The organism is Streptomyces sp. NPDC048211 (genome assembly GCF_043202315.1).
Taxonomy (GTDB): domain Bacteria; phylum Actinomycetota; class Actinomycetes; order Streptomycetales; family Streptomycetaceae; genus Streptomyces.
Map to the genome: position 1 here is coordinate 24,083 of NZ_JBIDAD010000027.1, position 18,446 is coordinate 42,528.

Below are 18,446 nucleotides of genomic sequence, written 5' to 3' on the forward strand. Positions count from 1 at the left end.
CTGATCCGCCGAAAGACCCTGCCCCGCCCGCCCGGCACCTTCGACAGCCGCTCGCAGCCCTCCCCCACTGGAGACAAGAAGACATGTCTGCCTCACTGCGCGTACCCACCGTCCCGGCCCCTTCCGCTCCCCCCGCCTCCCCCGGTGCGGCCACCGCGCTGCTGGACGCCTACCGGCCCGGCACGGACCGCTTCCTCGCCTCGTCGCGCCGGACCCTGCTCGCGTCCGGGGTCGCAGCCCGTGTCCCCGATGACTCCCGGCCGTTGACCGCCCGGGTCCGGGAGGTGCTGGATGCCCGGCGGCGCGCCGGGGACCCTGCGCCGATCGTCGTGGGCGCGCTGCCCTTCACACCGGGCGCCCCGCATTCACTGGCGGTCCCCCAGTCCGTCCGCCGGTCATCGGCGCTGTGCGAGGACCCGCTCATCGCGCTCCCCGGCCCTTCGGCGGAGCCCGGCACCTGGCAGACCCGGGAGGTCCCCGAGGCCGGCGCGTACACCGCGGCGGTCGCCACGGCGGTCCGGCGGATGCGGGCCGGGGAGTTCGACAAGGTCGTCCTCGCCCGCACCCTGGAGCTGACCTCCTCGCACGGCCTCGATCTGCCCGCCATGCTGCGCCGGCTCGCGCAGCACGATCCGAAGGGCTACACCTTCGCCGTCCCCAGCGGGCCGGACCGCACCCTGATCGGCGCCAGCCCCGAACTGCTGGTCGCCCGGTCGGGGAACGTGCTCACGGCCAACCCGCTGGCCGGTTCCGCGCCGCGCAGCAATGATCTGGCCGAGGACGTGCGGCGGGCGGCCGCACTGCTGGAATCCGCCAAGGACCTGCACGAACACGCCGTCGTCGTCGATGCCGTACGGGAAGCTCTCGCCCCGTTCTGCGTGGGTCTCGACGTCCCCCGACGCCCGACGCTCGTACGGACGGCCGCTATGTGGCATCTGTCGACGACCGTCACCGGAACACTCGCGGACCCCGCCACCGCCTCCCTCGACCTCGCTTCGGCACTGCACCCCACACCGGCGGTGTGCGGCACCCCCACCGAGAAGGCCCGCGCCGTCATCGCGGAGTCGGAGCCCTTCGACCGCGGCGCCTACACCGGCATGGTCGGCTGGCAGGACGCGGACGGCGACGGCGAGTGGGTCGTGACGATCCGCTGTGCCGAGGCCGAGGGCCGCTCACTGCGGCTGTTCGCCGGCGCGGGCGTGGTGGCCGCCTCCTCGCCCGAGGCGGAGACCGCCGAGACCGCGGCCAAGTTCCGCACCTTCCTCAGCGCCGTGGGGGCCGCGCTGTGAGCACCGGCCCGCAGGACGACGCCCCCACCTGGCCCGCAGGCTTCGCCGAGCGGTACCGCGCCGCCGGCCACTGGCGCGGCGAGACGTTCACCGGTGTGCTCCGGGCCCGTGCCGCCGCCCACCCCGACCGCGAGGCGGTCGTCGACCCCGCGGGCGGGCGCCGCGCCCGGACGTACCGCGAACTCGACGAGCGCGCGGGCCGGCTGGCGGCGGGGTTCGCGGCCCGGGGCATCACCAAGGGTGACCGGGTCGTCGTCCAGCTGCCCAACAACGCCGAGTTCATCGAGGTCGTCTTCGCCCTCTTCCGGATCGGCGCACTGCCCGTCTTCGCCCTGCCCGCCCACCGGGAGACGGAGATCGGCTACTTCTGCTCGTTCACCGAAGCCGTCGCCTATGTGATTCCGGACCGGCACGCCGGCTTCGACCACCGCGACCTGGCGACCGCGGTGAAGGAACGGGCCCCCGGCCTGAAGCACGTGTTCGTCGTCGGTGATCCGGGCGAGCACACCGCGCTCTCCGAGGTGCCGTGCGAGGAGTCCGGTCCGCTCGACGGGCCCGAGCCGCACGACCTGGCCTTCCTCCAGTTGTCGGGCGGCACGACGGGAGTGCCCAAACTCATCCCGCGTACGCACGACGACTACATCTACTCACTGCGCGGCTCCAACGAGATCTGCGGCGTCGACGAGGACACCCGCTTCCTGGTGGTGCTGCCGGCCGCGCACAACTTCCCGATGAGTTCGCCGGGCTGGCTCGGCGCGCTGTACGCGGGCGGCACGGTCGTCCTGTGTCCGCGCCCCGATCCGGCGACGGCGTTCCCGGTCATCGAGCGGGAGCGGGTCACCATGACGGGGATGGTGCCGCCGCTCGCCCTGGTGTGGACCGAGGCCGCTGCGGACGCGGAGCAGGACCTGTCCAGTCTCGAACTGGCCCTCGTCGGAGGCGCCAAGTACAGCGAGGCGGCCGCCCGCCGGCTGGAGCCGGCCCTGGACTGCCGGCTCATGCAGGTCTTCGGCATGGCCGAGGGCCTCGTCAACTACACCCGGCTGGACGACGACCAGGAGACCGTGGTCACCACGCAGGGCCGCCCGATCTCCGAGGACGACGAGATCCGGATCGTGGACGACGCCGGACAGGAGGTCGCCGAGGGGGACTTCGGGCATCTGCTCACCCGTGGCCCGTACACGATCCGCGGCTACTGGCGCGCCCCCGAGCACAACAGGACGGCGTTCACCGACGACGGCTTCTACCGTACGGGCGACATCGTGCGCCGCACCGCGAACGGCAGTCTCGTGGTCGAGGGCCGGGCGAAGGACCAGATCAACCGGGGCGGTGAGAAGGTCGCTCCGGAGGAGATCGAGAACATCGTCCTCACCCACCCGTCCGTGCACGACGTTTCGGTGGTCGGTGTCGCGGACGCGTTCCTCGGCGAACGCACGCTCGCGTACGTGATCCTGCGCGACGGCGCCGAACCGCTCAGGCCGGTCGAGGTGAAGCGGCACGTGCGTGAGCGCGGAGTCGCCGCGTACAAGGTTCCCGACCTCGTCGAGTTCGTCGACGCGTTCCCGCAGACCGGGATCGGCAAGGTCAGCAAGAAGGGGCTGCGCTCCGGCTCCACACCGCGCTCCGGCCCCGGCCCGATCCCCGCCTCCGCCTCCGCCCCCGCCCCCGCCCCCGCCCCCACTGAACACGCCCGGCACTGAAAGGCCCTCCCATGGCACTTCCCGCCATCGCCCCCTATCCCCTGCCCGGCGCGGGCGACCTCCCCGCGAACCGGGTCGCGTGGACCGTCGACCCGGCGCGCGCCGTGCTGCTCGTCCACGACCTCCAGAACCACTTCCTCGGCGCCTACCGCGCCGGCGAACAGCCGCTGACCGGCATGCTCGCCAACACGGCCCGCATCATCCAGCAGTGCCGCGACGCCGGAGTCCCGGTGGTCTACTCGGCGCAGCGCGGCGGCCAGACCCCTGAGGAACGCGGGCTCCAGCTCGACTTCTGGGGCCCCGGCGCGGCCGACGACGCCGAGGCCCTGGCCATGCCGGAGTCCGTCGCACCGGCGGCCGGTGACACGGTGCTCACCAAGTGGAAGTACAGCGCGTTCGTCCGTACCGAACTCGAATCCCTCATCAGGGAGTCGGGCCGCGACCAGTTGGTGATCACCGGGGTGTACGCACACATCGGCGTGCTCATGAGCGCCGCCGACGCGTGGATGCGCGACATCCAGGCTTTCGTGGTGGCCGATGCGGTCGCCGACTTCTCGCGCGCGGACCACGACATGGCGTTGCGCTGGGCAGCGGGCCGCTGCGCGGTCGTGACCACCACCGACGCCCTTCTGAAGGAGATCTGAGCACCGTGGCCCTCACCCTGGAATCGATCCGCAACGATGTCGCCGAGTCCCTGGGCGAGGATCCCGCGGACATCCCCCTCGACGAGAACCTCCTCGACTACGGCCTCGACTCGGTCCGCATCATGGCGCTGCTCGGACGGTGGCGTCGCGATCACGACGTGCGGGCCGACTTCGCCGATCTCGCCGAACAGCCCGCCATCGAGGCCTGGGCCCCGCTGCTGGGGGTCTCATGACGGTCCTGCTCACCGACGGCACCGGTACGGCGGCGGAAGGGCCGGACACCGTACTGCCGTTGACCGCCGCCCAGTCGGGCATGTGGTACGCGCAGTCGCTCGATCCCCTCAGTCCGGCGCAGAACACCGCGGAGTGCCTGGAAATCGACGGACCGCTCGACCCGGCGGTTTTCGCGACGGCACTGCGCCGGGTCACCGCCGAGGCGGACACGCTGCGCGTCCGGATCGAGGACGGCCCGCAGGGGCCGCGTCAGATCGTCGCCGCCTCGGTCGACCTCCCGTTCACCGTGCACGACCTGCACGGCGTGCCCGACGCCGGCCGGCAGGCGCAGGCGTGGATGCGCGCCGACCTCGCCGAGCCGTGCGACCTGACGGCCGGGCCGTTGTTCCGGCACGCGCTCTTCCGTACCGGGGAGGAACGCTGGCTCTGGTACCAGCGGATCCATCACCTCGTCATGGACGGCTTCGGCTACTCCCTGCTCGTCCGGCGCACGGCCGAGATCTACACGGCACTCGTCCGGGGCCATGAGCCGGTTCCCCGGGCCTTCGGAACGCTCGCCGGCCTCGTCGAGCAGGACGCCGGCTACCGGGCGTCGGAAGCGTTCGCGGCCGACCGCGCCCACTGGTCCGAGGCCTTCGCCGACCGGCCCGAGGTGCCGAGGCTCGCGGGCCGTGGCGCGCTGCCGTCGCGCACGTTCCTGCGCCGCACCGCCCACCTCGGTCCGCACTCCACCGACCGGGTGCGGGAACTCGCGGCGCGGCTCCGCTCGACCTGGCCGGAGGTGCTGATCGCCGCGCAGGCGCTCTACACCTCCCGGGCGACCGCCCGCTCCGAGGTGGTGCTCGGGCTGCCCATGATGGGCCGGGTCGGGTCGGTCGCGCTGCGCGTGCCCGGCATGGTGATGAACGTCCTGCCGCTGCGGCTGACCGTCACCCCTGGCGGGAGCTTCGCCGAGCTGGTGCGCCAGGTCGTCGTGGGCATCCGTGAGGTGCGCCGCCATCAGCGCTACCGCTACGAGGACATCCGCCGCGATCTGCGGCTGCTCGGCGAGAACCGGGGGCTGGTGGGTCCGCTCGTCAACGTGATGCCCTTCGACTACGACGTGGACTTCGCGGGTGCGCCGGTCCGGGCCCGCAATCTGTCCGCCGGGCCGGTGGACGACCTGACCGTCAACATCTACGACCGCGCGGACGGCCGCGGGCTGCGCATCGACCTCGACGGCAATCCGGCCCTGTACGACGAGGACGCCCTCGCCGCCCATCAGGAGCGCTTCCTGCACCTCGTGGACCGGCTGACCGCGGCGGACCCGCACGCCGCGCTCGCCACGCACGGCATCGCGACCACCGCCGAACACGCGCTGGTCGTCGATCAGTTCAACCGGACCGACCGCGGGCTGCCGCCGACGACGCTGATCGGACCGATCGAGGCGCAGGCCGCCCGCACCCCGGACGCGACCGCGTTGGTGTACGGGGACGCCACCCTCACCTACGCGGAGCTGAACACCCGCGCCAACCGGCTGGCCCGGCACCTGCGGACCCTGGGTGCCCGGCCCGGCACCGTGGTGGCCGTGGCGGTGCCGCGCTCCGTGGAGCTGATCGTCTCGCTGCTCGCCGTGCTGAAGGCGGGAGCCGCGTATCTGCCGCTCGACCCGGAGTACCCGGCGGAGCGGATCACGTACATGCTGCGGGACGCGGCGCCCGTCTGCGTGGTCACCGACCGCGCCGGCCGCCTTCCCGACGGCGTGACGACCGCGCAGGTCGTCCTGAACGGACTCGACGTCTCCGGTTACCCGTGGTGCGATCCGTCGCGTCCGCTGACACCCGCCCATCCTGCGTACGTCATCTACACCTCGGGGTCCACCGGCCGTCCGAAGGGCGTCGTCGTGTCGCACGGCGCGATCGACAACCGGCTGCGCTGGATGCAGGACAGCTACGGGCTGACGGCGGACGACCGGGTGCTGCAGAAGACGCCCTCGTCGTTCGACGTGTCCGTATGGGAGTTCTTCTGGCCGCTGCGCGAGGGTGCGGCACTGGTCGTCGCGGAGCCCGGCGGCCACAAGGACCCCGCCTATCTGTCCCGGCTGATCCACGAACGGTCCGTCACCGCCTGCCACTTCGTTCCGTCGATGCTGCAGGTCTTCCTCGCGGAGGCGGACCCCGCCGCGTGCGCCGGGCTGCGGCACGTGTTCTGCAGCGGGGAGGCGCTCCCCCGCGAGACCGCGCACGCCTTCGGGCGCGCGCTGCCGCAGGTCGGGCTGCACAATCTGTACGGGCCGACCGAAGCGGCCGTCGACGTCACCTTCCACGCGTGCGCGGCACACGGCAGCGGGCCCGTACCGATCGGGCAGCCCGTGTGGAACACCCGCCTGTACGTGCTCGACGCGGCGCTGCGGCCCTGTCCGCCGGGGGTTCCCGGCGAGCTGTACCTGGCGGGCCGGCAGCTCGCCGACGGCTATCTGGAACGGCCGGAACTGACCGCCGCCCGGTTCGTGGCCGATCCCTTCGGAGCCCCGGGGCAGCGCATGTACCGCACCGGGGATCTGGCGCGCTGGACGGAGCAGGGCGAGGTCGAGTACCTCGGACGCACGGACCACCAGGTCAAGTTGCGGGGGCAGCGCATAGAGCTCGGGGAGATCGAGGCCGCTCTGGCCGCCCTCCCGCAGGTGGACGGGGCCTGCGCCCTGGTGCGTGAGGACCGGCCCGGCGAACAGCGGCTCGTCGGCTACGTGACGGGAGCCGCCGACCCCGCGGCCCTGCGCGCCGCACTGGCCCGTACGCTTCCGGAGCACATGGTGCCGTCGGCGGTGGTGGCGCTCGACGCCTTCCCGCTGAGCCCCAACGGAAAGCTGGACCGCCGCGGACTGCCGGCCCCCGTCTTCACCGGAGGAGGCAGTGACCGGGCGATGAGCGCCCGTGAGGAGGCGCTGGCGCTGCTGTTCGCGGAGGTGCTCGGGGCTGCCGCGGTGGGACCCGACGACGCGTTCTTCGATCTGGGCGGGACCTCGCTGCTCGCGGTGCGGCTCGTGGGGCGGGTGCGGGAGGAGTTCGGCACCGTGCTGACGATCGGTTCGCTGTTCGAGGCGTCCACCCCGGCCGCGCTCGCCGCCCGGATCGACGGTGCGGAAACGACGTCCGGGGACGCCCTGGACGTCGTCCTTCGGCTGCGCGGCGGGAACGCGCGGACGCCGCTGTTCGCCATCCACCCGGCGGGAGGCATCGCCTGGTGCTACGCCGGGCTGGCCGCCAGGCTGGGTTCGGATCAGCCGTTGTACGGCCTCCAGGCACGCGGCCTGGTCCGCGACGAACCGCTGCCGCGAACGCTGGAGGACGAGGCCGCCGACTACGTCATGCGTATCCGCGAGGTGCAGGCGCACGGCCCCTACCGGCTGCTGGGCTGGTCGGTGGGCGGGGTCCTCGCGCACACCGTGGCGGTGCTGCTCCAGGAGAGCGGTCAGGAGGTCGAACTGCTCGCACTGCTCGACGCGTTCCCCGCCGAGCAGTGGCGGGAGCGGCCGGCACCGGAGGAGGGCGACGCCCTCACCGCGGTGCTGCGCATGGCGGGATTCGAGCGCACCGGGGAACGTACCCGTGACGACGTGCTGGCCACACTGCGCCGGGCGGGCAGTCCGCTCGCCGGGCTCGGGGACAGGACGCTGTCGAGCATCGTCGACATCGTGCCCAACCATGCCCGCATGATGCGTGAGCACGTGCACCGGGGTTACGAGGGGGACCTGCTGTTCTTCACCGCTGCAGCTCCGCGGGCGGAGGACTGGCTCACCCGTGAGGCGTGGCGCGCCCATGTGACGGGTGACATCGTCAACCACGATCTGGACTGCACGCACCCGCAGTTGATGCGGGACCGGTTCCTGGACTCGATCGGTGAAGTGCTGGCCGCGCGGCTGGAGGCGCTGGACGCATGACCGCTGCGGGCGCTGCGGCCCCCTGGATCAGGGGGCCGCAGCGCCCGGGGTCAGGATGCCGCGGCGCACGGGTCAGCGGTCAGGGTGGCGCGGTGCCCCGGGTCAGCGGTCAGGGTGGCGCGGTGCCCCGGCCAGCGGGGCCGTGGCGCCCCGGGTCAGCAGGTCCACCAGGCCGTCCGCGAGTTCCGTACGCCAGCAGAGGTAGTCGTGGCCGCCGTTGAACTCCCGGTAGGACACGTCCTCGTAGCCGGCGCACGCGAGCGTGTCACGCAGCCGGCGCGCAGCGGGAAGGGCCACCCACTCCTGCTCGCCGAAGGAGAGCCAGAACCGGACGGGCAGGCGCGGGGATTCAGCGATGCGCGCGGTGAGCCACTCGGCTTCCGGGCCGTCCGGCCACCAGAACGAACCCGACTGCGCGAGCACGTTGCCGAACCGGCCGGGCGCGGCGAGCGCAGCGTAGGCGGCCGTGAGTCCGCCCAGGCTCTGTCCGGCGACCACGGTGCGCGCGGGGTCGTCCGTGACCGGCAGGCGCGCAGCCGTCCAGGGCAGCAGTTCCTCGTCGAGGAAGGCGACGAAGTCGGGGCTGCAGGCAAGGTCCGACCAGCGGGTGGCCGCGTCGACGGACTCCGGAAGGAGAGCCACGAGCGGGGGGATACGTCCGTCGGCGATGAGATTGTCCAGGAGGTGGGCGAGGCCGAGTTGCGGCTGCCAGTGCTCCCCGTCCAGGAGGACCAGCACCGGCAGTTCCGTCGCCCCGTGCGTGTCGGCGGGCCTGTACGTCCATACGCGCCGACTGCCGCCGAGACGCTCGGAGGGGACCTCGTGCACAGACACCTCGCCCTGCGCGACACCCGGTCGCGGCCGCCAGTCCCGGGCGCTCGGGGCGGCGGGGAGCTCGGCGTAGGAGACCGGGTCACCACCCCAACGGCGGGGAAGCGAACGGTGGTTCAGCGGATCGTGCCGCCGCCGGGTGCGCAGCCGCTGCCAGTAGTCGGCCGCCTCGGGTCCGGGGCCCTCGCCCTCGTCGACGTAGAAGTCGTAGGTGCCCCGCCAGTCGCGCCGCAGGCGCAGCGTCCAGTGCCAGACATCCGTGCCGGGTACGTGCTCCATCAGGTTGCCCTCGGGGGCCCGCGGGTCGCCCAGCTTGTTGGGCAGCACCTGCACGGCGCGGGTTCCGGGGGTGCCGCGCCAGAGGAACGTCACGGCGACGTGCTCGTCGCCGCCCCTGGGGTCCGGCCCGACGAGCGGTGTACCGGCCTCCTCCACCCGGGCCCAGAACTCCTCGGCACCGTCCGGGCCCGGCAGCGCGCACACGGGGTCCACGAGCCGGGTCAGCGAGTCCGGTCGCACCGTCCTGGGCGGTCGCTCCGGGGCGTCCCGGGGCGGCACAGACGTGATCATGAAAGGAGGCTCCGAATGACGAGGCGTTCAACTTAGGGTCACCTTACCTTTCCGACGCCATGGAAGCGCGGCAGGGAGACCTCGCTGCGCGACCTCATGCGCACCCCTCGATCGTTTTCTCATTTCATTAGGTTAGGCTCACCTAACTTCTTGCTCAACGAGGTTTCGCCCTGCCGTCGTTGCCTCCGCAGCTCTCAGCCACCCCGTCCCCACCTCACCTTCCGCCTGCCTGGAGCAGCCCGCCATGAACCCCGACAGACCCACCCCCACCCCCGCCCCCGCAGCGGCCCCGCGCGCTTCCCGCGCCAGAATCAGCCGCATGGCCGCACTGGCCGCCGGTGCGACGCTCGGCCTCGGCGCCATGGCCGTCCCCCTCGCCACCGCGAGCAGCGGTGGCACGCAGAGCGGGAGCACACTCGCCCTCGTGGCCGATACGACCGCGCCCACGGTCGTCCTGGGCACGGCGACCGTGAAGCCGGGTGGCGAAGTACCGTTCACCGCCTCCGGATTCCCCGCCGGCGCCACCCTCAGCGTCAAGTTCGACGACACGTCGCTCCTCAAGCAGTTCCCCGTCGGCGACGACGGCAGCGTCACGGGCGCCGTGACCGTGCCGGCCGACGCCGCGGTGGGCGGCGAGCACTGGCTACGGTTCCTGGCGCCGCAGACGAGCGTCAGAAGCGAGAACCTGTCGGTGACGGGCGATACGTCATCCCCCACACCGACGCCGACCGCCACGGCGACGACGAAGCCCACACCGAAGCCCACGGCGACCGTGACTCCGCCGGCCGCGCAGCCCACGGTCCGGCTGGGCAGTCCGGAAGCCACGGCGGGCGCCAAGGTCTCGTTCACCCTCTCCGGTTTCGCCAAGGGCCAGAACGTCACGGTCAAGCTGGACGACGACGAGATCATCGGGCAGTGGACGGGCGCAGTGAGTGCCGCAGGCACGTTCTCCGGCACCGTCACCCTGCCGAAGTCGACGTCGGCGGGGGCGCATTGGCTGCGCTTCCTCGCCCCGAACCCGTCCACGAGCCTGCGCGCCGACCTCTCGGTGAGAACCGCGGGCGGCACCGGCGGTGCGGGCAGCGGCGGCGCATCCGGCGGAATGGCGGGCGGCGGTGGCACGACGGGCGGCACAGGAGCCGCCGGCGACTCCGGTGCCACGGGCGGATCCGGGGGCATCGGCGCGGCGTCCGCCTCGATCACGGCGGGCTCGCAGGTCGCCGCGGGCGGCAAGGTCTCCTTCCGGGTGACCGGCTTCCCGGCCGGCCGGCAACTCACCGTCAAGCTCGACGACTCGGAGATCATCGGGCAGTGGCCGGACGGCATCGACGCCTCCGGCGCCCTCTCCGGCACCGTGACGATCCCCGCCTCGGCGACGAAGGGCGGCCACTGGCTGCGCTTCCTCGCCCCGAATCCGTCGACGAGCCTCCGGGCGGACTTCACCGTCACCACCGGCACTTCCGCGGACGCCTACGCCACCGGCGCCGGCACATCCGGCAGCACCTCCACCCCGGTACCGGCGGCGTCGGGCGCACCGGCGGCCGCCTCCGACTCCCGCGGCGCCAAGGCCGAGATCACCGCAGATCAGGTACAGGCGGGCGGAACGCTGCATTTCGCGGTGACGAAGTTCCCGGCCGGCCACACGGTCACCGTCAAGCTCGACGACGATGCGATCCTGGGCCAGTGGAATGCCGATGCGAAGGGTTCGTACGAGGGTGACGTGACCGTCCCCGCCGGCACCCCCACCGGGGCGCACTGGCTCCGCTTCCTCGCACCGGAGCCGGCCACCACCCTCAGGGTCGACTTCCAGGTGACCGGAGCGGACGGCACCCCGGTGTCGGCAGAAGCCGCGCCGGACACCGCCCCGCTCACCACCACGGCCGCGTCGCTGGAGAGCCCCGTCTCGTACGCGACCATCGCCTGGTCGGCCGCGGCCGCGGCGGTGGGCGGAGCCGCAGGCGCCGCGGGAACGACGCTGTTCGTCGTCCGTCGCCGGCGTCCCGCCCCCGACCAGGGCTGACGTTTCCCGAACCACCCCCCATCTCGGCCGAGTTGTTGTCCAGATCACACGCCTGAAAATATCTTACTTAGGTAAGGCTAAGTTAACTTTCAGGAGTACAGATCACCATGAAACACCCTCAGGGAGTTGACCCCAGCATGACCTCACCCACCCGCGGCCTGCGTCGCACCGGAACCAGTGCGGCCATCGCCGTCGTGCTCGCCGCAGGCAGCACCGCGGCACTGACGGGCACCGCTACCGCACAGAACCTGCCGGCCGCTTCGGCCGTCACCACCGCACCGGTCGCCACCGGCCTCTACCAGTCCTCCTACTCGGAGCGGAACCACGTCCTGTGGACCACCTCTTCGGTGGGACGGCCGCCGGTGACGAACTCCGCCCTGACGAAGGTGGACCCGGTGACGCTCAAGGTGAAGGCGACCTACACGCCGCCGGTCACCGACGCGGCCACCGGCGCGGTCGAGGCGGTCTACGGAGTGGCGGTCGACGACGAGCACAACACCGTCTGGACCGCCAACACCCGCAACAACTCGGTCGCCGTCTACAGCCAGCGCACCGGCGCGCACCTCGCCACGCTCCCGAACGTGGCCCACGCCCGGGAGATCATCGTCGACGAACGCCACGACACCGTGTGGGCCAGCTCCTACGGGGACGGCACGCTCGTCGCCTTCGACAGCCGCACCCTCAAGGAGAAGAAGCGCGTCACGGTCGAGGGTTCGGGCCCGGCCGGACTGGCGCTGGACGAGAAGTCCGGCACCGTCTACGCCGCCGACCTCACCAACGACCGGATCATCCAGGTCACCACCCGCTCCGCCGCCCCGCGGCTGATCCCCACCGGTGACGGACCGATCTCCGTCTCCCTGTCCAAGGACGGCCGCACCGCCTACACCGCCAATCAGACCGGCGGGGACGTCTCGGTCGTGGACCTCCGCAAGGGGCTCGTCACCAAGTCCGTCGCCACCGGTGCGGGTCCGCTGTCCGTCGCCACGGACACCCGCACGGGCAACGTGCTGGTGGTCAACCGCACGGACGCCACCCTTTCCGTCGTCAGCCCCCGCAAGGGCGCTGTCGTGGAGACCGTGGCCACCGGCGCCAACCCCAACCACGTCGAGGTCGCCGGAGGCTCCGCCTACGTCGTCGACAAGTCCGGCGCGGGCGCCGACGGCAAGGACCAGCTGCACCGCATCCGCCTGGCACGCTGATCCCTCATCACTCGCCGAAGGGGTCCGGCCCGCCGCCCGGCACGGCCGGCCGGACCCCTTCGGCGCCATCGCACAGCGTCCCGGCCCTCCGCCGCCGGAGCCGGCCAGGTGCCCGGCGCTCAGCGCCATGGAGCGGATCGCACCGCGCGGGCCGACAAGAGGACCACGACTCCGGCCCGTTCAGCCCGCGAGGCGTCGACGGCGGGCCCGCTGCCGACACGTGGCCCCGCAGTAACGTACCGGCCGACCGGTGGGCCGGACCGTGAGCGCAGCTCCGCATTCCTCACAGCACGCGACAGCTTCCTGGCGGATATCGAGGCCATCACGAAAGTCTTGTCGTTTCGTGACAGTAGCGGAAGGGCGCAGACCGTCCAGGGTCAGCTGGACGAGCCTGAGGCCGGCCGGCCGATCGCGGCGGGCAGCGAGCGTCGAGGCGCATCCGACGGTGAGTGAGACGACATCGTCGGGGCCGATGTCGGCGCGGACACCACCGGCGCGCTGCGCCGCGTGGAGCAGCGCGGTCAGGACCCGGCGGAATCGCAGCACGCACGCCGCGAGCATCGGACGCGGCCAGCTCGCGTCGGCGGCCACGACATCGCATACGTACCCCCGCCCGTGGGACTTCTCGACGATGTCGAGCAGGAACCCGAAGAACGCCTCGGTGGGCGCGAATCGGGCCATTCTCCGCTCGCCCGAGGCGACCAGTTCGTCCAGGTGCCGGGTGAACACCGCCTCAAGGAGAACCTGTTTGTTCGGAAAGTGCCGGTACACGGTGCCGGCGCCGACACCGGCCCGGCGCGCGATCTCGCCGAGCGGGACGTCGAGTCCCTGTTCGGCGAACGCCTCACCAGCGGCGGACAGCACCTTGGCCCGGTTGCGGCGGGCGTCTGCCCGGTCGCCGCCGCTGATCACTGCAGTCATGTCACGAAACCCCTTGTGTACCCGGCTCAACCGGGTTGGAGTATTCCAGATATCCCCGGGTCCACCACCCCGCCCACAGCAAGCGGGCCCCCGGGGAAAGGAGTGGGGACAACATGACTGCCGAACCCGTCCGTTCAGTCACCGGCCCGGCCCGGCGTTCCGCCGACGGCCTCGTCGCTGTGACCGGCGCGACCGGCCGGCAGGGCGGCGCGACAGCACGACGGCTGCTGGCCGGCGGCCGACCGGTGCGGGCGCTGGTACGGGACACGAGCACGCCCGCCGCCGCAGCGCTCGCGGACGCAGGTGCCGAGTTGGCCCTCGCCGACTTCGACGAGCCGTCAGGCCTGGCGCCGGCACTGGAGGGCACCACCGCTCTGTTCGCCGTGCCGCCGGTTGCCTACGGGCCGGCCGGCAGCAACCCGGAACTGGAGTTCACCCGCGGCCGGGCCCTGGCCGACGCGGCAGCGGCCGCAGGTGTCCGCCACGTGGTGTTCACCGGTGTCGCCTCGACCTCCGGAGACGCATTCGCGGCCCCGGGAAAACGGCGGATCGAGCAGTACCTGCGCGCACAGATCCCTCTCGTGACCGTGCTGCGCCCCGTTCGGTTCATGACGAACTACCTCGGGACACCAGGCATCGGGCTCGACGGGTTCGTCGACGGCGTCCACCGGCATTTCTTTCCGCCGGACGAGCCTGCCCAGATCATCGCCCTCGAAGACATCGCCGAGTTCGCCGCTCTGGCCTTCGAGCAACCGGACCGGTTCGCCGGACGGACGCTGGAGCTGGCCGGTGACAACCCGACCCCGGCCGAGGCGGTCGCCGCTATCGGCGCTGCGACCGGAATCGCTGTGCGCTACGAGCAGCTCACCCACGACGAGGCCGCCGCGCTGAACCCGGGGATCGCCGAGACCCGGCAACGATGGATCTCCGGGCAGCGCTGGCGCGCCGACATCGAGGCTCTGCGGGTCATCCACCCCGGACTGCGCACCCTGGCGGACTGGCTCTCGGAGGGCGGCGCCACCGCGCTGCGCCAGGGAGTGCTCGGCACCCCGTAGCAGCAGGCCGCGCCTGGCCGCCCGGTGATCCGTCAGCGATCTGATCGCTTCGACGACCTGGTTGCCCGCCGCCCGGTTGAACCGAGGACCGGCCGTGCATGTCGATGGGGCGCCGGACGAACGGGGAGAGCCGGGCGACGGCCTCATTCCGGACGTCGAAACCGTCCGCCCGCGGCTGGTCCCCGTACTGGGCCGCCTGTCGATCCGGCAGGGACTCGGCCGCCGCCATCAGGGCCGCGAAGGCTCAGCGCACGATCTCACACGGATGTTCCCCGACCCCGACACTCAGGAAACGACGCCCAGGGGCAGAAGCTGCGGGCGTTTGGCGGTGCGCCCGTCGCCGGACGAACGACCCCGCAGCCGGCGCCCGAGCCAGGGGCCGAGGAAGGCGGCCGCCCACCGCAGTTCGGCCGCCGCTGACCGCAGGCCTCCGGGGAGCGCCTGGGGCGGCAGGGGATGCGTCCAGGCGTCGTCGCTTCCCGGCAGGCCGAGGGCCTGGGCGACGGCAGCCGCGATCCGTGCGTGGCCGAGGGAACTGGTGTGGAGCCGGTCCACGCTCCACAGGCGCATATCGGTGGCCACCGGGTGCAGGTCGATCTCGGCGACCGCGACCCCGTGACGGGCCGCCGCAGCACGGATATGGGTGTTGAGGTCCACCACCCGGGAGCTGAGGGGCCGGGCGGCCGGCGCCACCTTCCCCACGTCGGGGAAGGTCAGAGTCGCCACACGGGCCCCGGCGGCCGTCAGCTCGGCGAACATCTCCTCCAGGTGACCGACCACCTCCGCGGCGTCGAACCGCGGCCGGAGCACGTCGTTGACCCCGGCGACGACGGTGGCCAGGTCGGGACGCAGAGCCAGGGCCGGCCCCAGCTGCTCCCTGTGCACCTGACCGGCGACACGTCCTCGAACGGCCAGATTCGCGTACTGAAGGCCGGGGTTGGCGGCCGCGGCATGCTCGGCGAGGCGATCCGCCCAGCCCCGCAGACCCACGGTGTCGTCCCCGTCACCGAGCCCTTCGGTCTGGCTGTCACCCAGCGCGACGTACCTCAGGTACTCACCGTTCGGCATGGGTCGCCTGCCTCTCGCGCAGCACGGCGGTGGTCCGCAGGCACCAGTCGCGGTGCCCCTGCTCGAAGGCCACGCCGCGCAGACACGTCAGATACGGCCCGATCCGGTCGCCGTGCCGGAGGAACTCCGCCTCGTCCGCGTCCCCGCGCATCTTCCTCAGCAGCTTGTCGAGAAGCTCGATCTTCGCCTCGGCGGCGGACACGCGCTCCTCCAGCTGCTCGATCACCTGCGCGGTACCGATACGGTCGGCGGACTGGACCTTGACGAGAAGGTCGTCGCGGATGAAGGACGGCTTCGAGGGAGTGGCGGCGAACCGCTCCAGCTCGTCACGTCCGGCGTCGGTGACGTGGAAGAGCCGCTTGTTGGGCCGGGTCTCCTGAACGACCTGCCGCCCCGCGACCAGCCCTTCCTTCTCCAGCCTGGCCAGCTCGGTGTAGAGCTGCTGAGGCAGGGCGTGCCAGAAGTTCGCCACACCGACGTCGAACGCCTTCGCCAGCTGGTAGCCGCTGTACTCGCCGTCCATCAGCGCCGCCAGCACGGCATGTCGCAAGGCCATCGAAGCAGCTCCTCCCTCTGTCGCCCCTCACCCGTCAGCCGGGTGGCACCGGCCGCAGCACACATCGTACTCAAGAATATGACTAGTCAACTCCTTGTGTACGTGCTCGCGCGTCCCGCCCTTCGGGAACGGCCACCTCTCACGAACGGCCGCCGCTTGAGAACGACCGGTGCTGCCGCGGCTCCGGCGGAGTCGCAGCAGCCCCGGTGCGTACAGCACGACCGGTGCGGACGCGGCGAAGGGGGCGGGGCGGCCTACGGCGCCGCGGGCGTCACTTCGTGACTTCCGTACGGGCGCGTGATGATCTCCATACCGTGGCCCGCGGGATCCATGAAATAGAGTCCGCGCCCGCCGTGGTGGAAGTTGATCCGGCCCGGCTGCTCAAGGTGCGGATCGGCGTAGTACGCCACCCCCGCCGCCTCGAGGCGCCCGAGCGCGGCGTCGAACTCGGCGTCGCCGATGAGGAAGGCGTAGTGCTGCGGGGTGATCGACTCCGCCGCAATGGTGGCGAAGTCCAGCGTGACGCCGTTGCCGAGCGGGACCGGAATGAACGGGCCCCACTCCGTGCCTACGTCGAGATCCAGGAGACGGGCCAGGAACTCGGCGGATTCCCGGTTGGACCGGGCGTGGACGATCGTGTGATTCAACTCGACAGACAAGGTGGAATGCCTCCGAAGGCATCTCACGGACACCTCCATGCCTCACCCAGCCGATGACCGGCACGCGATGTCGTCCCGCGGATCCTATGAGCGCCGCCATCGGCCTGTCGAGCGGACAGTGGACACTCCCCCGGAGCCCCGCGCCCTCCCGCCTCACCCCCGCAGGCGGCCCACCGCCTCAGGGGTGAGGTGACGGGCCAGCACGTCGAGAGCCTCGACGACCTCGCGCAGCCGCTCGGGCTCGTCCGTACCGAGGGCGGCGGCCAGCGCGTCGTCGATCCGGGACGCCCGCACCTCGGCAACCCGCTCGGACACGTCGAGCGCCGTGCGGATCAACTGCCGCCTGCCGTCCGCCGGATCGGGGTCCGTCACGACGGAACCCGCATCCTTCAGGCGGGCCACCGCACCCGAGACCTGGCTCTGAGGCAGCCCCGTGCGCAGCGCGATCGCACTCACCGAGGTGTCCGGGTGGCCGAGGACATCACTCAGCACGACGAGGGCTGCGCGGGTGCCGACGCGGTGCTGGTCGGCCGAGGCAGGCAGCTCCGGGAGGGCCTCCTCCCCGATCTTCATGAGCGTCCGGCCGAGGAGGAAGAGCCGGACCGGGGACATCGAGGGACTCATGCCCCGCATGGTACCCGACTCCATCACTAACGATGCATCTCTATTGATGCATCGAAATAGATGAACTACGGTGTGGCAGGCGCGGTGCCGCATGCACCGTCGCGCCTGTCACACCGACACAGGGGGTCCGATGTTCCTCACCACCGACGGCGCCACACTCCACTACGAAGTCCGCGGCTCCGGCCCGTTACTGCTCGTCTCCCAGAGCGGTGAGGGCGACGCCGACCGCAGTACCGATCTGGTCGGTCTGCTCGTCGACCGCTACACGGTGGTCACATACGACCGTCGGGGCCTGTCCCGCAGCACACTCGCCGAGGCCGGACAACGAGTGAGCATGACGCAGCACGCCGACGACGTGCACCGGATCCTGGCCGAACTGACGGCCGAGCCCGCCCTGATGCTCGGATGCAGCATGGGTGCCGCCATCGGGCTGCACCTCGCGATCGCCCACCCCGGGCAACTGGAGCGGCTCGTCGCGCACGATCCCGTCACACCCTCCCTGCTGCCCACCGGGCAGCGCGAGCGCCACCTGGCCGAGCTCGCACACCTGCAGAAGGCCTACCGCGACGGCGGACTGAAGGCGGCCTTCCCCGAGATCGCCCGAGTGCTCGGCATCGACCCCGCACACCAGGAGACCGAACCCGGCCTCACCCCCATGCCGCTCACCCCGCGCCGACTCGCCAACTTCGACTTCTTCATCGACCGCGACTTCACCGCCGTCGCCGAGGCCGAACTCGCCCCGGAGTCGCTGCGGGCAGCGCCCGTACGCATCATCGCCGCCTGCGGCAGCACCACCGCGCCCTCGGCCTTCGTCGGACAGTGCGCACAGCGACTCGCCCGGCTGGTGGGGCGGGAAGCCGTGGCCTTTCCCGGCGGGCACAACGGCAACACCACGCACCCCCGTGCGTACGCGGCACGGCTTCAGGACGTACTCACCCGGGACTGACCGCGGCTTCGCGGGGACCGGGCTCCTGAACCGACACCTCGTTCACGGCCGGCGGGACAGGAGCGTGCGGAACACGGGCGACCGCCCGGCACGCGCGTCTGTCGGGTTTGCCGGGTGTGGTGTGGGTGGGGTCTCAGTCCCATGCGTCCTGGTTGATGAAGCGGCTGAAGCCTCGCCAGGAGTTGGGGCCCATCACTCCGTCGATGGGCCC

Annotated in this window: 15 protein-coding genes; 9 read left to right on the forward strand and 6 right to left on the reverse strand. The window is 72.0% G+C overall.

All coding sequences use genetic code 11. From position 1 onward, the window contains the following. Positions 1-83 precede the first annotated feature (83 nt). The 5 genes from dhbC to ACGFZA_RS40915 are packed head-to-tail and all read left to right on the forward strand — an operon-like array spanning position 84 to position 7,786. Entirely contained in the window at positions 84-1,289 is a 1,206-nt protein-coding gene (gene dhbC / locus ACGFZA_RS40895) for an isochorismate synthase DhbC (protein ID WP_385287054.1), read from the forward strand. Then, entirely contained in the window at positions 1,286-2,989 is a 1,704-nt protein-coding gene (locus ACGFZA_RS40900; protein WP_393686060.1) for a (2,3-dihydroxybenzoyl)adenylate synthase, read from the forward strand. Before dhbC ends, ACGFZA_RS40900 begins: the two co-directional genes overlap by 4 nt. An 11-nt stretch (positions 2,990-3,000) precedes the next feature. Then, a complete protein-coding gene (locus ACGFZA_RS40905; RefSeq protein ID WP_393686062.1) occupies positions 3,001-3,633 on the forward strand; it encodes an isochorismatase family protein in 633 nt (210 codons plus the stop codon). Positions 3,634-3,638: 5 nt separating this feature from the next. Beyond that, entirely contained in the window at positions 3,639-3,866 is a 228-nt protein-coding gene (locus ACGFZA_RS40910; RefSeq protein WP_385287059.1) for a phosphopantetheine-binding protein, read from the forward strand. Next, on the forward strand, positions 3,863-7,786 hold the full coding sequence (locus ACGFZA_RS40915) for an amino acid adenylation domain-containing protein (protein WP_393686065.1): 3,924 nt from the start codon (positions 3,863-3,865) through the stop codon (positions 7,784-7,786). The genes ACGFZA_RS40910 and ACGFZA_RS40915 overlap by 4 nt, the downstream gene beginning before the upstream one ends. A 102-nt stretch (positions 7,787-7,888) precedes the next feature. Here the strand turns inward: ACGFZA_RS40915 and fes are convergent, their stop codons facing one another. Next, positions 7,889-9,187, reverse strand: coding sequence for an enterochelin esterase (gene fes, locus ACGFZA_RS40920; protein WP_393686067.1), 1,299 nt, complete (start codon positions 9,185-9,187; stop codon positions 7,889-7,891). Between the two features lie 244 nt (positions 9,188-9,431). Between fes and ACGFZA_RS40925 the strand changes: the two genes are divergently transcribed. Both ACGFZA_RS40925 and ACGFZA_RS40930 read left to right on the forward strand, forming a co-directional pair. Further along, on the forward strand, positions 9,432-11,207 hold the full coding sequence (locus ACGFZA_RS40925; protein WP_393686069.1) for a hypothetical protein: 1,776 nt from the start codon (positions 9,432-9,434) through the stop codon (positions 11,205-11,207). Between the two features lie 137 nt (positions 11,208-11,344). Beyond that, on the forward strand, positions 11,345-12,406 hold the full coding sequence (locus tag ACGFZA_RS40930; protein ID WP_393686071.1) for a YncE family protein: 1,062 nt from the start codon (positions 11,345-11,347) through the stop codon (positions 12,404-12,406). Between the two features lie 180 nt (positions 12,407-12,586). On the opposite strand, the gene ACGFZA_RS40935 is transcribed toward ACGFZA_RS40930, so the two are convergent. Then, on the reverse strand, positions 12,587-13,318 hold the full coding sequence (locus ACGFZA_RS40935) for a TetR/AcrR family transcriptional regulator (RefSeq protein ID WP_393686073.1): 732 nt from the start codon (positions 13,316-13,318) through the stop codon (positions 12,587-12,589). 122 nt (positions 13,319-13,440) lie between these two features. Between ACGFZA_RS40935 and ACGFZA_RS40940 the strand changes: the two genes are divergently transcribed. Next, positions 13,441-14,382: an NmrA family NAD(P)-binding protein gene (locus ACGFZA_RS40940; RefSeq protein WP_393686075.1), complete on the forward strand. Its 942-nt coding sequence runs from the start codon at positions 13,441-13,443 to the stop codon at positions 14,380-14,382. Between the two features lie 285 nt (positions 14,383-14,667). Here ACGFZA_RS40940 and ACGFZA_RS40945 read toward each other — a convergent pair whose 3' ends face one another. The 4 genes from ACGFZA_RS40945 to ACGFZA_RS40960 form a co-directional block, all read right to left on the reverse strand. Beyond that, positions 14,668-15,450 carry an SGNH/GDSL hydrolase family protein gene (locus tag ACGFZA_RS40945; protein ID WP_393686077.1) on the reverse strand — a complete coding sequence of 261 codons (783 nt, stop codon included), beginning with the start codon at positions 15,448-15,450 and terminating at the stop codon, positions 14,668-14,670. After that, on the reverse strand, positions 15,437-16,006 hold the full coding sequence (locus ACGFZA_RS40950; RefSeq protein ID WP_385287074.1) for a PadR family transcriptional regulator: 570 nt from the start codon (positions 16,004-16,006) through the stop codon (positions 15,437-15,439). Before ACGFZA_RS40950 ends, ACGFZA_RS40945 begins: the two co-directional genes overlap by 14 nt. Positions 16,007-16,260: 254 nt before the next feature. Then, positions 16,261-16,665 (reverse strand): VOC family protein, encoded by a 405-nt coding sequence (locus ACGFZA_RS40955; protein WP_393686080.1) that lies wholly within the window; start codon positions 16,663-16,665, stop codon positions 16,261-16,263. Positions 16,666-16,818: 153 nt separating this feature from the next. Continuing rightward, the gene (locus ACGFZA_RS40960) at positions 16,819-17,277 is read right to left on the reverse strand and encodes a MarR family winged helix-turn-helix transcriptional regulator (protein ID WP_393686086.1); all 459 of its coding nucleotides are present in this window, start codon (positions 17,275-17,277) and stop codon (positions 16,819-16,821) included. A gap of 142 nt (positions 17,278-17,419) precedes the next feature. Here ACGFZA_RS40960 and ACGFZA_RS40965 point away from each other — a divergent pair, with 142 nt between their 5' ends. Further along, entirely contained in the window at positions 17,420-18,235 is an 816-nt protein-coding gene (locus ACGFZA_RS40965; protein WP_393686082.1) for an alpha/beta fold hydrolase, read from the forward strand. Positions 18,236-18,446 lie beyond the last annotated feature (211 nt).

What these genes read in the sequence shown, in the direction of transcription:
- ACGFZA_RS40940 (WP_393686075.1), top strand. Translation starts at nt 13,441, where the DNA reads ATGACTGCCGAACCCGTCCGTTCAGTCACCGGCCCGGCCCGGCGTTCC.
- dhbC (WP_385287054.1), top strand. Translation starts at nt 84, where the DNA reads ATGTCTGCCTCACTGCGCGTACCCACCGTCCCGGCCCCTTCCGCTCCC.
- ACGFZA_RS40925 (WP_393686069.1), top strand. Translation starts at nt 9,432, where the DNA reads ATGAACCCCGACAGACCCACCCCCACCCCCGCCCCCGCAGCGGCCCCG.
- ACGFZA_RS40965 (WP_393686082.1), top strand. Translation starts at nt 17,420, where the DNA reads ATGTTCCTCACCACCGACGGCGCCACACTCCACTACGAAGTCCGCGGC.
- fes (WP_393686067.1), bottom strand. Translation starts at nt 9,187, where the DNA reads ATGATCACGTCTGTGCCGCCCCGGGACGCCCCGGAGCGACCGCCCAGG.
- ACGFZA_RS40915 (WP_393686065.1), top strand. Translation starts at nt 3,863, where the DNA reads ATGACGGTCCTGCTCACCGACGGCACCGGTACGGCGGCGGAAGGGCCG.
- ACGFZA_RS40905 (WP_393686062.1), top strand. Translation starts at nt 3,001, where the DNA reads ATGGCACTTCCCGCCATCGCCCCCTATCCCCTGCCCGGCGCGGGCGAC.
- ACGFZA_RS40930 (WP_393686071.1), top strand. Translation starts at nt 11,345, where the DNA reads ATGACCTCACCCACCCGCGGCCTGCGTCGCACCGGAACCAGTGCGGCC.
- ACGFZA_RS40945 (WP_393686077.1), bottom strand. Translation starts at nt 15,450, where the DNA reads ATGCCGAACGGTGAGTACCTGAGGTACGTCGCGCTGGGTGACAGCCAG.
- ACGFZA_RS40950 (WP_385287074.1), bottom strand. Translation starts at nt 16,006, where the DNA reads ATGGCCTTGCGACATGCCGTGCTGGCGGCGCTGATGGACGGCGAGTAC.
- ACGFZA_RS40960 (WP_393686086.1), bottom strand. Translation starts at nt 17,277, where the DNA reads ATGTCCCCGGTCCGGCTCTTCCTCCTCGGCCGGACGCTCATGAAGATC.